Annotated in this window: 16 protein-coding genes; 9 read left to right on the top strand and 7 right to left on the bottom strand. The window is 76.3% G+C overall.

Features of this window, described 5'->3' with window-relative positions; translation table 11 throughout:
• From ABQ292_RS24160 to galU, 4 genes are all read right to left on the bottom strand, one after another.
• Positions 1 to 367 (bottom strand): SepX/GlpR family protein (locus ABQ292_RS24160; RefSeq protein ID WP_499804038.1); only part of this gene is annotated, 367 nt, incomplete at its 3' end.
• A gap of 179 nt (positions 368 to 546) precedes the next feature.
• A complete protein-coding gene (locus ABQ292_RS24155; protein ID WP_369210258.1) occupies positions 547 to 1,125 on the bottom strand; it encodes a GNAT family N-acetyltransferase in 579 nt (192 codons plus the stop codon).
• Between the two features lie 46 nt (positions 1,126 to 1,171).
• On the bottom strand, positions 1,172 to 2,572 hold the full coding sequence (glp, locus tag ABQ292_RS24150; RefSeq protein WP_369210257.1) for a molybdotransferase-like divisome protein Glp: 1,401 nt from the start codon (positions 2,570 to 2,572) through the stop codon (positions 1,172 to 1,174).
• A 31-nt stretch (positions 2,573 to 2,603) separates the two neighbouring features.
• The gene (gene galU / locus ABQ292_RS24145; RefSeq protein ID WP_369210256.1) at positions 2,604 to 3,521 is read right to left on the bottom strand and encodes a UTP--glucose-1-phosphate uridylyltransferase GalU; all 918 of its coding nucleotides are present in this window, start codon (positions 3,519 to 3,521) and stop codon (positions 2,604 to 2,606) included.
• A gap of 78 nt (positions 3,522 to 3,599) precedes the next feature.
• On the opposite strand from galU, the gene ABQ292_RS24140 reads away from it, so the two are divergent.
• From ABQ292_RS24140 to ABQ292_RS24130, 3 genes are read left to right on the top strand one after another with little or no spacing between them, the layout of a single operon-like run.
• Complete coding sequence (locus ABQ292_RS24140) at positions 3,600 to 4,193, top strand: 5-formyltetrahydrofolate cyclo-ligase (RefSeq protein WP_369210255.1); 594 nt, start codon at positions 3,600 to 3,602, stop codon at positions 4,191 to 4,193.
• On the top strand, positions 4,190 to 5,572 hold the full coding sequence (locus tag ABQ292_RS24135) for an SLC13 family permease (protein ID WP_369210254.1): 1,383 nt from the start codon (positions 4,190 to 4,192) through the stop codon (positions 5,570 to 5,572). Before ABQ292_RS24140 ends, ABQ292_RS24135 begins: the two co-directional genes overlap by 4 nt.
• A 19-nt stretch (positions 5,573 to 5,591) precedes the next feature.
• Positions 5,592 to 6,788 (top strand): CaiB/BaiF CoA transferase family protein, encoded by a 1,197-nt coding sequence (locus tag ABQ292_RS24130; RefSeq protein WP_369210253.1) that lies wholly within the window; start codon positions 5,592 to 5,594, stop codon positions 6,786 to 6,788.
• A gap of 158 nt (positions 6,789 to 6,946) precedes the next feature.
• Here ABQ292_RS24130 and ABQ292_RS24125 read toward each other — a convergent pair whose 3' ends face one another.
• Positions 6,947 to 7,441, bottom strand: coding sequence for a MarR family winged helix-turn-helix transcriptional regulator (locus ABQ292_RS24125; protein ID WP_369210252.1), 495 nt, complete (start codon positions 7,439 to 7,441; stop codon positions 6,947 to 6,949).
• Positions 7,442 to 7,578: 137 nt separating this feature from the next.
• A complete protein-coding gene (map, locus tag ABQ292_RS24120; RefSeq protein WP_369210251.1) occupies positions 7,579 to 8,349 on the bottom strand; it encodes a type I methionyl aminopeptidase in 771 nt (256 codons plus the stop codon).
• A 46-nt stretch (positions 8,350 to 8,395) separates the two neighbouring features.
• Between map and ABQ292_RS24115 the strand changes: the two genes are divergently transcribed.
• The 3 genes from ABQ292_RS24115 (at position 8,396) to cpaB (ending at position 9,994) form a co-directional block, all read left to right on the top strand.
• On the top strand, positions 8,396 to 8,659 hold the full coding sequence (locus ABQ292_RS24115; protein ID WP_369210250.1) for a helix-turn-helix domain-containing protein: 264 nt from the start codon (positions 8,396 to 8,398) through the stop codon (positions 8,657 to 8,659).
• Between the two features lie 260 nt (positions 8,660 to 8,919).
• Positions 8,920 to 9,264: an FmdB family zinc ribbon protein gene (locus ABQ292_RS24110; protein ID WP_369210249.1), complete on the top strand. Its 345-nt coding sequence runs from the start codon at positions 8,920 to 8,922 to the stop codon at positions 9,262 to 9,264.
• Positions 9,265 to 9,349: 85 nt separating this feature from the next.
• Entirely contained in the window at positions 9,350 to 9,994 is a 645-nt protein-coding gene (gene cpaB, locus ABQ292_RS24105; protein ID WP_369210248.1) for a Flp pilus assembly protein CpaB, read from the top strand.
• 24 nt (positions 9,995 to 10,018) lie between these two features.
• On the opposite strand, the gene ABQ292_RS24100 is transcribed toward cpaB, so the two are convergent.
• On the bottom strand, positions 10,019 to 10,720 hold the full coding sequence (locus ABQ292_RS24100) for a YbaK/EbsC family protein (RefSeq protein WP_369210247.1): 702 nt from the start codon (positions 10,718 to 10,720) through the stop codon (positions 10,019 to 10,021).
• Between the two features lie 90 nt (positions 10,721 to 10,810).
• Between ABQ292_RS24100 and ABQ292_RS24095 the strand changes: the two genes are divergently transcribed.
• The 3 genes from ABQ292_RS24095 to ABQ292_RS24085 all read left to right on the top strand — a co-directional run.
• Positions 10,811 to 11,170, top strand: coding sequence for a VOC family protein (locus ABQ292_RS24095; RefSeq protein WP_369210246.1), 360 nt, complete (start codon positions 10,811 to 10,813; stop codon positions 11,168 to 11,170).
• Positions 11,167 to 11,604, top strand: coding sequence for a PaaI family thioesterase (locus ABQ292_RS24090; protein ID WP_369210245.1), 438 nt, complete (start codon positions 11,167 to 11,169; stop codon positions 11,602 to 11,604). Before ABQ292_RS24095 ends, ABQ292_RS24090 begins: the two co-directional genes overlap by 4 nt.
• Before the next feature lie 13 nt (positions 11,605 to 11,617).
• The coding region (locus ABQ292_RS24085; RefSeq protein WP_369210244.1) for a phosphotransferase at positions 11,618 to 12,480 on the top strand (863 nt) is incomplete at its 3' end.

Here is a 12,480-nt window from a genome sequence, read left to right as displayed (position 1 = left end):
CCCGCAGCACCGCGAGGTAGCCGACCAGCGCGACGTCGAGCAGCCCCTGCAGCAGCCACAGCCAGGGCGACACGGCCAGCGCCCCGACCAGCGCGAGCACCGTCAGCGCCAGCAGCCCGGCCAGCGTGCGGCGGCGGACGGCGTGCACGTCGACCCTCAGCTCGCCGGTCCGGCGCAGCGTGTCGCGGTCCACCGACACCCGCTCGGTCGCCGCGGAGCGGACCGGGTCCCCGGCCCGCCGGCGCTGCAGCGTCCGGCCCTGACCGACCCCGGCACGGGTCGACGAGGTGTCGCGGGTCACCACCATGGGCACCAGCACCACGAACCACAGCACGACCAGAGCGGCGAGCAGCACGCCTGACCCCATCGAGAACACCACCCGTCACACGAGTCACTTGCCGCGGCAGGTTATGCAGGTCGCCCCCCCGGAAGAGGGAGGCGCGCGGGCGTGTCGCCGGAGTGTTGTGTGACCGGAGTGGTGACCGCGGCGGCGTGTCGGCACGGAGCCGGTCGGGCACCGAGGGTCAGCGTGCTAGTGCCGGGGCGTCAGCGCGGCGCGCGGGACAGCCAGTGGCGGAGCACGCCGCCCGGGAGGTCCTCGGCGAGCAGGGCGTAGGTCAGGTGGTCCCGCCAGTCGCCGTCGATGTCGAGGTAGCGCCGCAGCAGCCCCTCGCGCCGGAACCCGAGCCGCTCGACCAGCCGCTGGCTGGGCAGGTTCTCCGGGCGGATGTCGGCCTGCAGCCGGTGCAGCCCGCCGGGGCCGAACGCGTGGTCGCACACCAGCGCCACCGCCAGCGAGGCCATCCCCCGGCCGGCCGCCGCGCGGTCGACCCAGTACCCCAGCGACCCCGACCGCAGGGCGCCCCGCACTATGTTGTCCACGGTGACCTGCCCGGCCAGCCGGCCCTCGACCCGGACGGCGAAGGGCAGCGACGTGCCGGCCCGCGCCCGCCGCGTCAGCGACCGGCGCATCGCGCGGTAGGCCGCCGGTGTGTGCCGCACCGACCAGGCGACGGCGGCCGAGGGCTCCCACGGCCGCAGCCACGACTCGTTGGCCAGCCGCAGCCGGCTCCACTCGGCGGCGTCGCCCCGGCGCAGCGGGTGCAGCTCGACCGGCCCGTGCACCAGGGTCGCCGGCCAGCCGGGGTGCTGCAGCGGGTCGAGGTCCAGCTCAGCCGCCCAGCAGCAGCGGCATGACCGTCACCAACCCGCCCTCGGCGACCTCGGTGACGTCCTCGTCGACCACGATCAGGCAGTTGGCCCGCGCCATGCGGGCGAGCATCGCCTCGTCGCCGTCGCCGAGCGGCTCGACGACGTAGCCGCCGTCGGGGTGGCGCATGACCTGCCCGTGCAGGTACTGGCGGTAGCCCAGCGGCGAGACCAGCCGCTCGGCGGCGATGGCCTGCACCGTGCGGCGGAACAGCTGGCGCTTGCCGAGCATCGAGCGGATCGCCGGGCGGACGAAGACCTCGAAGGACACCAGGGCGGCCACCGGCTCGCCGGGCACGCAGATCACCGGCACCCCGTCGCGGCCCAGCCGGCCGAAGCCCTGCACCGGGCCGGGGTGCATCGTGACCTGCCGGAAGCGCATGGGCCCGAGCTCGGCGAGCACCTCCTGCACGAGGTCACCCTCGGTGGTGTGCGTGCCGGCGATGAGCACCAGGTCGCTGCGCAGGAGCTGGCTCTCCAGCACCTCGGTCAGGCGCCGCCGCTCGGTGGGAAGGATCCCCCAGCGGTAGGCCGAGGCGCCGGCGTCACGGGCGGCTGCGGCCAGCGCGTAGGTGTTGACGTCGACCACCTGGCCCGGCGTCGGGGTGGCGGTGATGTCGACCAGCTCGCTGCCGGCGGACAGGACGGCGACCCGCGGCCGCGGCCGCACCTGCACCCGGTCGCGGCCCACGGCGGCCAGCAGGCTGATCTGCGCGGGGCCGATCGGCGTCCCGACGTGCACGGCGGCGGTGCCGGGCGAGACGTCGTCGCCGGTGCGGCGGACCCAGCTGCCCACCTCCGGCCCGGCGTGCACCTGCACCCGCACCACGCCCCCGTCGGTCCACACGGCCGGGACGACGACGTCGGCGCCGGTCGGCAACATGGCCCCGGCGGTCACCTTGTGCGCTTGGCCGGGGGTCAGCGCGCTCGGGCCGGCCGCACCGGCCACGGTCTCGCCGACGACGGCCAGCTCGACCGGCGCGTCCGGCATCGCACCGGCGACGTCCTCGGCGCGGACGGCGTAGCCGTCGAGGACGGCCTGGTCGAAGGAGGGCAGCGCGCGGGCGCTGACCACCTCCTCGGCGCACAGCAGGCCCTGCGCGTCGAGGACGGCGAGCTCGATCGGCTCCGGCTGCGGGACGGCGGAGAGGATCTCGTCGAGGTGGGCCTCCACCGTGCGCAGCAGCGGTGTCTCGGGCTCGGGCGGGCGCGGCGGCGGCACCTGCCCGGGGTCGATCTGGGTGGTCGCGTGCACGCTCGGCACCGGCGACGTCGGGGGGTCGACGGTGGCGCCGCTGCGCAGGTCGAGCGCCGTCGTGTCGCGGGCCGCCACCCGCGCCCGCCCCGTGCTGTGCTCGGTCATCCCCGGGATCGTCCCCCCTGCGGGGGCCGGGTCAGGCCTGCGACGCGCCCTCGGCGGGCAGGTCGGCCACGAACTCGGTCAGCCACGAGCGCAGCGCCGGACCGAGGTCCTCGCGCTCGGAGGCCAGCCGGATGACGGCCTTGAGGTAGTCGAGCTTGTCGCCGGTGTCGTAGCGGCGGCCGCCGAAGACGACACCGTGCACCGGCTGCCCGCGCTCGACCAGCGTGGCCAGCGCGTCGGTCAGCTGGATCTCCCCGCCGCGGCCGGGCGCGGTCTCGCGCAGCACGCCGAACACCTCGGGCGCCAGCACGTAGCGGCCGATGATCGCCAGGCTGCTCGGCGCCTCGTCCACCGGCGGCTTCTCCACCAGCCCGGTGACCGCCACGACGTCGTCGGACCCGCCGGGCTCGACGGCCACCGCGCCGTACTTGTCGATGTTCTCCTTGCCGACGTCGAGCAGCGCGACCACCGAGCCGCCGTGCTCGGCCTGCACGGCGAGCATCTGCTCGAGCAGGTGGTCGCGGGCGTCGATGAGGTCGTCACCGAGCAGGACGGCGAAGGGCTCGTCGCCGACGAACGCGGCCGCCTGCAGCACCGCGTGGCCCAGGCCGCGGGCCTCCCCCTGCCGCACGAAGTGCACCTGCGCGACGTCGGTGGACTCGTGGACGGCGGCCAGCCGGCCGGCGTCGCCCTTCTTCTCCAGCGCCGTCTCGAGCTCGGGCGTGCGGTCGAAGAAGTCCTCGATCGCGGCCTTGTTGCGGCCGGTGACCATGAGCACCTCGCGCAGGCCCGCGCGCGCGGCCTCCTCGACGATGTACTGCAGCGCCGGGCGGTCGACGACCGGCAGCAGCTCCTTGGGCACCGCCTTGGTGGCGGGGAGGAACCGGGTGCCCATCCCCGCGACGGGGATGACGGCCTTGCGCGCCGGGCGCGTGCGCGGGGTCTCCACACCGGGAGCCTAACCAGACCGCCCGGAGCGGCTCGCCGACCAGTCCTGCGGAACGGTCAGGGCCACTAACCTCGTGCGGTGACCACCCCGCACGACGGCGAGCCGGCCAAGGCGGCGCTCCGCGACCGGTTCCTGACCCGTCGCCGGGACCGCTCCCCCGCCGAGCGCGCGACCGCGGCCGCGGCGGTGGCCACCACCCTGCTCCGGCACCTGGTCCGCGTGCGCACGCTGGCCGCGTTCGTCCCCGACGAGAACGAGCCGGGCACCGGCCGGCTGCCGGCCGCCTTCACCCAGCTGGGCGCCCGCGTCCTGCTGCCCGTCGTCCCCGACAGCGGCCGCGAGCTCGGCTGGGCGGTCGACACCGGCCGGCTGGCCCCGGGCCGGTTCGGGCTGCTCGAGCCGGTCGGCCCGCGGCTCGGGCCGACGGCGGTGGGGGCGGCGGAGGTCGTCGTCGTCCCGGCGGTGGCCGTCGACCTGGCCGGCACCCGCCTGGGGCGCGGCGGCGGGTACTACGACCGGGCGCTGCGGCACACCCGCCCGGGCGCCGTCGTGGTGGCGCTGGTGTTCGACGACGAGCTCGTCGAGCGGCTGCCCGCCCTGCCGCACGACCGGCCGGTGACCGCCGTCGTCACCCCGGACGGCGGATGGCAGGCCCTACCCACCGGTAGGTGACACGGTGGGCCGACCCCGTCAGCGTCGACAGGAAGGCCACCGTGTCACCGGAGATCGTCACCATCCTGGCGCTCGTCGCGATCTTCGCGATCGCCACGTTCCTGCCGATCAACATGGGCGCACTGGCGTTCGTGGCCGCCTTCGTGGTCGGCACCCTCTCGGTCGGCCTGACCACCGACGAGATCATCGGCGGCTTCCCGGCCGGACTGGTGCTGACCCTGATCGGGGTCACCTACCTGTTCGCCATCGCCCAGAACAACGGCACCGTCGACCTGCTGGTGCGCGGGGCCGTGCGCCTGGTCGGCGGCCACGTCGCCGCCATCCCCTGGATCATGTTCCTCGTCACCGCGGTGCTCACCGCCATCGGGGCGCTCTCGCCGGCGGCGGTGGCGATCATCGCCCCGATCGCGCTCACCTTCGCCGCGCGGCACGGGATCAGCCCGCTGCTGATGGGCATGATGGTCATCCACGGCGCCCAGGGCGGCGGCTTCTCCCCCATCAGCGTCTACGGCGTCACGGTCAACACGATCGTCGAGGACGAGGGCCTGCCGAGCAGCCCGCTGGCGGTCTTCCTGGGCGCCCTCTTCTTCAACCTGGCCATCGCGCTGGTCCTCTTCTTCGTCCTCGGCGGCCGCCAGCTGATCGGCCGGAAGGTGGCGGCCGAGCCGCTGGCACACACCGAGCACGCGCACGGCACCGTCGTCCGCGGGCACGGTGCCGCACCCGGCCCGGCCGTCGGTGGCGACGACGACGAGCACGTCCACCCCGACGTGCCGCAGCCGGTGCGCTTCGAGCAGGTCGTCACGCTGATCGGGCTCGTGGTCGTCGCCGTCCTCGCCCTCGTCTTCGACCTCGACATCGGGTTCGTCGCCATCACGGTCGCAGTCGTCCTCGCGCTCTTCTCGGCGCAGCAGCACAAGGGGGCGGTCACCCAGATCAGCTGGTCGACCATCCTGCTCATCGCCGGCGTGCTGACCTTCGTGTTCGTCCTGCAGGAGGCCGGGACGATCGACTACGTCGGCGACGCGGTGATCGGCCTCGGCGTGCCGCTGGTGATCGCGCTGCTGCTGGCCTACATCGGCGGCGTGGTGTCGGCCTTCGCCTCCTCGACCGCGATCATCGGCGTCGCCATCCTGCTCGCGGTTCCGTTCCTGGAGTCCGGGGCCATCAGCGCCGTCGGCGTGGTGGTGGCCCTGTCCGTGGCGTCGACGATCGTCGACGTCAGCCCGTTCTCGACCAACGGCGCGCTGGTGCTCGCCAACGCGCAGGACGTCGACCGGGACCGCTTCTACAAGCAGATCCTCGCCTACTCCGCGATCGTCGTGGCCGCCGGACCGTTCCTGGCCTGGCTGGTCTTCGTCGTCCCGGGCTGGCTGTGACCCGATCGGGAGAGCCGTCATGACCGGACCACTGGACGGCGTCCTCGTCGTCGACCTGACCCGCGCCCTGGCCGGGCCGCACGCGGCCATGATGCTCGGCGACCTGGGCGCCCGCGTGATCAAGGTGGAGAGCCCCGGCAGCGGGGACGACACCCGCGGGTGGGGACCGCCGTTCGTGCAGCCGGACTCCGGCGACCGGGAGTCGACGTACTTCCTGTCGGCCAACCGGAACAAGGAGTCGGTCACCCTCGACCTGAAGGACGACGGGGACAAGGAGCTGCTGCGCGAGCTGGTCCGCCGCGCCGACGTCCTGCTGGAGAACTTCCGGCCCGGCACGCTGGCCCGCCTCGGCTTCGGCACCGGGGTGCTCGCCGAGCTTAACCCGCGGCTGGTCACCCTCTCGATCAGCGGCTTCGGCCACGACGGGCCCGAGGGCAGCCGCGCCGGCTACGACCAGATCGCGCAGGGCGAGGCCGGGCTGATGTCGCTGACCGGCCCGGGTCCCGAGGACCCGCAGCGGGTCGGCGTCCCGATCGGTGACCTGCTGGCCGGCATGTACGGCGCCTACGGCGTGCTCGCCGCGCTGCACGAGCGGGAGCGGACCGGCCGCGGCCAGGTGGTGCGCACCTCGCTGCTGGCTGCGATCGTCGGCGTGCACGCCTTCCAGGGGACGGCGTGGACCGTGGGCGGGCAGGTCGGCCGCGCCCAGGGCAACCACCACCCCTCGATCGCGCCCTACGGCCTCTTCCACTGCAAGGGCGGCAGCGTGCAGCTCTCCTGCGGGTCGGAGTCGCTGTGGCGGCGGCTGTGCGCCGAGTTCGAACTGGACCCCGAGGCGCCGGGCCTGGCCACCAACGGCGAGCGGGTGGGCAACCGGGCGCAGGTGATCGAGCTGCTGGAGCGGGCCTTCGCCGACACCGCGCCCGAGGACCTGCTCGCCCGGCTGGCCGCCGCCGGCGTCCCCGCCGGGAAGGTGCGCACCGTCGACGAGGTCTACGGCTGGGAGCAGACGCTCTCGCAGGGCCTGCTGGTCGACGTCGAGCACGCCACCCTGGGCCGGCTGCAGCTGCCCGGACCGCCGCTGCGCTTCTTCGCCCCCGGTCCCGACGGCGAGACCGAGACCACGCGCCGCGACCACGCCGCGCCGCCGGTCCTGGGCGGCTCGGACGCCGAGATCCGCGCCTGGCTCACCGGCGGCCGGGATCAGGTGACCTGATCGTGGCGCGTCCTCCCCCACGGTGGGCGGCGCGGGAGGACGCGCTGCGGTGCGGGAGGACGGCGTCCGACGGTCAGGACGACGTGCCACTGCGTCGGGAGCGGCAGCCGGTCGTCGGGCTCGACGACGTCGTCGTGGGAGCCGCCGGGCCGGGTCGCTCAGCCGGCGACGTCGCTGCCGTGGGCCACGCGCCGGCTGGCGTCGGGGTCGAGCCGGTCGACGACGGTCTCCAGGACGTCGCGCAGCGCCTCGGTCTGCTGCCGGGTGAGCGGGTCGAAGAGCGCGGCGCGGACCGCGGCGACGTGACCGGGGGCGACGTCGCGGACGACGTCCCACCCGGCGTCGGTGAGCACGGCGACGTTGCCGCGGCCGTCCTCGGGGGACCGCTCGCGGCGGACCCAGCCGCGCTCCTCGAGCCGGGCGACGGTGTGCGAGAGCCGGCTCTGCGACTGGTTGGCCCGCCGGGCGAGGTTACTCATCCGGCGGCTGCGGCCGGGGGCCTCCGAGAGCATCGCGAGGACGATGTAGGCGGCGTGGGTGAGCCCGGCGTCGCGCTGGAGCTGGGTGTCGAGCTCGCGCGGCAGCAGCTCCGCGACGGTCAGCCACGCCCGCCAGGCACGCTGCTGCGTCTCGTCGAGCCAGGGGTGTGTCACGCGCGGGAGGTTACCGGCGCGTAGGGACCCGATCTGCCCCCTTGCGAGCGAGTGCGGCGCTCACGGCGTGAGACGCTGGGCGAGCAGCCCCGCGGCCGCGCACCCGGCCACCTGCAGACCGGGGTCGGGGTCCTCACTCAGCGCGGCGCGGTGAGGATGCGCGGGCCGTCGTCGGTCACCGCGACCGTGTGCTCCACGTGCGCGGCCCGGCTCCCGTCGCCGCTGCGCAGCGTCCAGCCGTCGGCGTCCACACGGTAGTCGTCCCGGCCGCCGGCGAGGAACCACGGCTCGATGGCGATGACCAGGCCCGCCCGCAGGCGCACGCCGCGGCCCGGCCGGCCCTCGTTGGGCACGTGGGGTGCCTCGTGCATCGTGCGGCCGACCCCGTGGCCACCCTGGTCGGTGTTGATGCCGCAGCCGCCGGCGCGGCCCACGGCGGCGATGGCCGCCGAGATGTCGCCGACCCGGTTGCCGGGCACGGCCGCGGCGATGCCGGCCTGCAGCGCCCGCTCGGTGGTGTCCACCAACCGCAGGTCCTCCGGCCGGGGCGTCCCGACCGGGAAGGTGGTGGCCGCGTCGCCGACCCAGCCGTCGAGCGTGGCGCCGGCGTCGACGCTGAGCAGGTCGCCGTCGGCCAGCGGCTCCGGGGTGGGGATGCCGTGCAGCGCGACGTCGTTCACCGACAGGCAGACCACACCGGGGAACGGCGGTGTGGTGCTCAGCGGGGCGTAGCCGAGGAACGGGGACGTCGCGCCGGCGTCGGCCAGGACGTCCCGGGCCACCTCGTCGAGCTGGGTGAGCCGGACGCCGGGAGCCGCCGCGGCCCGGACGGCGGCGAGCATCCGGGCGACGACGGCGCCGGCGGCGCGCATCGCGTCGAGCTCACCCGGGGTCCGCAGTTCGATCATCTCGGCGTCCTTCCGGTATTGGTATACCGGTATTAGTATCACGGTCATGGTGCGGCCACCGCTGACCCCTGCCGAGCGCGACCGCGGCCGGCGCCTCGGCGCGCTGCTGCGCGAGGCCCGGGGCGCGCGCCCGCCCGCGGAGGTCGCCGCGGCGTCCGGGATCAGCGCGGAGGTGCTGCGCAAGATCGAGTCCGGCCGGGTGCCCACACCGGCGTTCTTCACCGTCGCCGCGCTGGCCCGGGCACTCGAGCTGCCGCTGGACCAGCTCGCCGCGGCACTGGACGACAGCCGCACGGCCCTCTCCGCCTGACCCGCGCCGCCCGCGGCCGGGCGTGGCTGGCGCGCACCCGGTGCCGGTGCGGCAGCCGCCGCCACCTCCAGGTCGCCTCCGGCCGGTGACGCGCTGCCCATCCCGCCGCCGCGATCGCCTCACGCGGGGACGTGACACCCGCCGACGGTGCGTGGACGCTGCGGCCGGTGTGGCGCATCATTGGCAGTCGAGGGTCCCGAGTGCCAGCCGCGGCCGGTACCGGGTCCGCCCGACCAGCGCTCGACCAGGAGTGTCCCGCCGTGCCCACGTACCAGTACGCCTGCACCAGCCCCGAGGACAAGCACCAGTTCGAGGTCGTGCAGTCCTTCACCGACGCGCCCGTGGCCGAGTGCCCGACCTGCGGTGCCCCGGTGCGCAAGGTGTACGGCTCGGTCGGGGTCGTCTTCAAGGGGTCGGGCTTCTACCGCACCGACAGCCGGTCGAAGGCCTCGGCCGGCGACTCGGCGCCCGCGAAGTCGTCCTCCGAGTCGTCCGCGGGCTCGTCGTCGTCCGACTCGTCCTCGTCGTCGGCGGCGACGAAGAAGAAGGAGTCCTCCTCGAGCAGCACGCCGTCCTCGAGCGGGACCAAGGCCGCCTCCGGCTGACGGCGGCGCGTCCACAGCCGGACGCGCCGTCCACAGTCGCGCGGCACCGCCGCTCCCGGCGGTGCCGGGCGGTGAGCCTGGGCCGGTGCTGCGCCTGCGCCGACCCCGCTCCCCCGTCACCCTCCTGCGCCGGTGCCTGGCCGCGGCCCTCGCCGTCGGCGCGCTGGTGCTCGCCCTCCGCCCGCCCGCGGCACCGGCCGCGGTGCCACCGCCCGGGACACCCGTGGTCACCGCCGCCGCCGACCTCGCGGCCGGCACGGTGCTGACGACGGCGGACCTGGTGTCGACCGAGCTGCCGGTCGCCGCCGCGCCGGCCGGAGCAGCCGTCGACCCCGCCGCGCTCACCGGCCGGGTGCTCGCCGCGCCGGTGCGGGCCGGCGAGCCGGTCACCGACGTCCGCCTGGTCGGCCCGGGCCTGACCGAGCTGCTCCCCACCGGTCAGGTCGCCGCGCCCGTACGGCTGTCCGACCTGGCCGTGGCCGGGCTGGCCACCGCCGGCGACCGGGTCGACGTGCTCGCCACCGCCCCCGGCGCCGTCCGGGCCGAGGTGGTCGCCCGGGCCGCGCTGGTCCTGGCCGCTCCCCGGGCCGCCACGGAGGACGTCGCGGCGCCGGCCGACGCCGGGCTGCTCGTGCTCGCCGTCGACGAGGCCACCGCCGCCGCCCTGGCCGCGGCGGCCACCACCGCGACGCTCACGCTCAGCCTCCCGGCCGGACCCGGCCCGCCGTGAGGACCCGCCGGGATCCGCCGGGGCTCAGTCGCTGCCCCAGTGCGGCGGGCGGTCCTCGAGGTAGCGGCGGTCGTCGTCGCTCCCCTCGAACCGCTCGCCCCACCCGACGTCGCGGTCGTCCGGCGCCCGCCCGGCCGGCGCGGCGGGCGCCGGGGGCGGACCGTCCTCGACCGGCACGCCCAGGCCGTCGAGCACCTCGGCGGCCGGGAGCGCGGCCAGCACCGCCCCGGGGACGGCGAGCTTCGCGCCGCGCGTGCCGGAGCCGACGACGACGAGGTCGGCGGAGGCCACCGCGGCGTCGACCAGCACCGGCCAGGACGCCGGCAGTCCGATCGGCGTGATGCCGCCGTAGGCCATCCCGCTCTCGGCGACGGCGACGTCCTGCGGCGCGAACGACGCCTTCCGCGCGCCCAGGTGCCGGCGGACCAGGCCGTTGACGTCGGCGCGGGTGGTGGCCAGGACGACGCAGGCGACCAGCGTCGTCTGCCCGGCCCGGCGCGCGGCCACGACGACGCAGTTGGCCGACGCCTCGGGGGGCACCCCGTAGGCCTCGGTGAAGGCGGCGGTGTCGGCCAGGTCGTCGTCGACCGGGGCCACCCAGGCCGGGCCGGACAGCGCGGGCAGCGCCGCGGCCACGGCCTCGCCGAGCAGGTCGGGCCGCTCGGCCGCGGGGACCCAGGTCAGCGAGCCGAGGGCGGGCGCGGGGGCATCGGGGGTCTCCGGCACCCCCCGATCCTGCCCCGGTGGCCGGATCCCCGCGACGAACGGCAGGTCCCCGGCGGGTGGCCCGGCCCGGCAGCCAGCAGGATGAGGACCATGATCGGTCAGTTGCACTCCGTCGTGATCGACGCGCCCGACGCGCACGCGCTCGCCACCTTCTACGCCGACCTGCTCGGGATGGAGGTGAGCAGGGGCGAGCCGGGGGACGACTGGGTCGTGGTCACCGGCCAGGGCCATCGGCTGGCCTTCCAGCAGGCGCCGGACCTGGTGCCACCGGAGTGGCCGGACCCCGGGCGGCCGCAGCAGTTCCACCTCGACGTGCGGGTCGCGGACATCGAGGAGGCCGAGTCCGAGGCGCTCGCGCTGGGCGCGCGCACGCTGCCCGGCGGCGGGGGCGACTTCCGCGTCTACGCCGACCCGGTGGGCCACCCCTTCTGCCTGGTGTGGGACGCATGAGCGAGGACGGGATGCCGGGCGTGGACCGCGCGTCGGCCGGCGCCTTCGTCGCCTCGACCGGCTTCGACGTCGCGGAGATCAGCGGCACCCGGGTCACCGGCACCGTCGAGCTGGGCCCCGACCAGCACACCCCGTGGGGCGTGGTGCACGGCGGGGTCTACTGCGCGGTGGTCGAGTCGGCGGCGTCGATCGGGGCCAGCGTCGCCGTCGCCGACCGCGGCCAGTTCGCCGTCGGGGTGAACAACAGCACCGACTTCCTGCGGCCGGTCACCGCCGGCCGCCTCGACGTCGTGGCCGAACCGGTGCAGCAGGGCCGCACCCTGCAGCTGTGGCAGGTTCTGCTGACCCGCGCCGAGGACGGCAAGCTCGTCGCCCGCGGCCAGGTGCGTCTGCAGAACGTGCCCCTGCCGGGAGCGGAGCGACCCGGCTCGTGACACCGCACGAGGCGTGACCTCGACCGACACGACCGGCCGCCGGGCCCGCGCCGTCGCCGCCGCCACGGCGGTCGCCGCGGCGCACGGCGTCCGGTCGGCCGGGGCGGAGGTGCTGCACGACGGCGTCAACGTCGTCGTGCACCTCACCCCGGCGCCGGTGGTGGCGCGGGTCGCCACCCTGACGCCGCTGCTGCGCCCGGACCCGGCCCGTCACTTCAGCCGGGAGGTGGCCGTGGCGGGTGCCCTGACCGCCGCCGGGGCCGCCGTCGTCCCGCCGAGCGACCTGCTGCCGCCCGGGCCGCACGTGCACGACGGCCTGGTGCTGAGCCTCTGGCGGCACGTCGAGGTCCTGCCCGCGGCGCCGGGCCCCGCCGAGGTGGGCGCCGCGCTGGCCGCGCTGCACGACGTCCTGGCCGGTCTGCCCGCGACCGGGACGCCGCTGGACACCCCGCTCGACGACCTGGCCGCCTTCACCGAGCGGGCCGGCGCCTGGGGTGTCCCCGCCGCCGTCCGCGGGCGGATGGTGGAGCGAGTCGACCGGCTGCGGCCGCGGCTGGCCGGCGCACCCGTGCGGCCGCTGCACGGCGACGCCCACCCCGGCAACCTGCTGGCCACGCCGGGCGGGTGGCGGTGGACCGACCTCGAGGACACCTGCGCCGGCCCGGTCGGGTGGGACCTCGCCTGCCTGCGCAGCACCTCCCGGCTCGACGGGCGGGCGGCGCTGGACGCGCTCGGCGGCCCGCCCGACGCCGACCTCGCGCCCTGGCTGGAGTTGCGCCGGCTGCACGGGGCGGCGTGGTGGACCGTCGTCGCGGCCGGCCACCCGGAACGGCGGGAGCAGGCGGCGGCGGTGCTCGGCGAGGTGCTCGGGACGGA

The sequence above is a fragment of the Geodermatophilus maliterrae genome, assembly GCF_041018925.1.
GTDB classification, from domain to species: domain Bacteria; phylum Actinomycetota; class Actinomycetes; order Mycobacteriales; family Geodermatophilaceae; genus Geodermatophilus; species Geodermatophilus maliterrae.
The sequence above is the reverse complement of the archived record's forward strand: the minus strand, read 5'-3'. Positions and strand labels throughout refer to the sequence as shown.

What these genes read in the sequence shown, in the direction of transcription:
- ABQ292_RS24130 (WP_369210253.1), top strand. Translation starts at nt 5,592, where the DNA reads ATGACCGGACCACTGGACGGCGTCCTCGTCGTCGACCTGACCCGCGCC.
- ABQ292_RS24115 (WP_369210250.1), top strand. Translation starts at nt 8,396, where the DNA reads ATGGTGCGGCCACCGCTGACCCCTGCCGAGCGCGACCGCGGCCGGCGC.
- ABQ292_RS24090 (WP_369210245.1), top strand. Translation starts at nt 11,167, where the DNA reads ATGAGCGAGGACGGGATGCCGGGCGTGGACCGCGCGTCGGCCGGCGCC.
- glp (WP_369210257.1), bottom strand. Translation starts at nt 2,572, where the DNA reads ATGACCGAGCACAGCACGGGGCGGGCGCGGGTGGCGGCCCGCGACACG.
- map (WP_369210251.1), bottom strand. Translation starts at nt 8,349, where the DNA reads ATGATCGAACTGCGGACCCCGGGTGAGCTCGACGCGATGCGCGCCGCC.
- ABQ292_RS24095 (WP_369210246.1), top strand. Translation starts at nt 10,811, where the DNA reads ATGATCGGTCAGTTGCACTCCGTCGTGATCGACGCGCCCGACGCGCAC.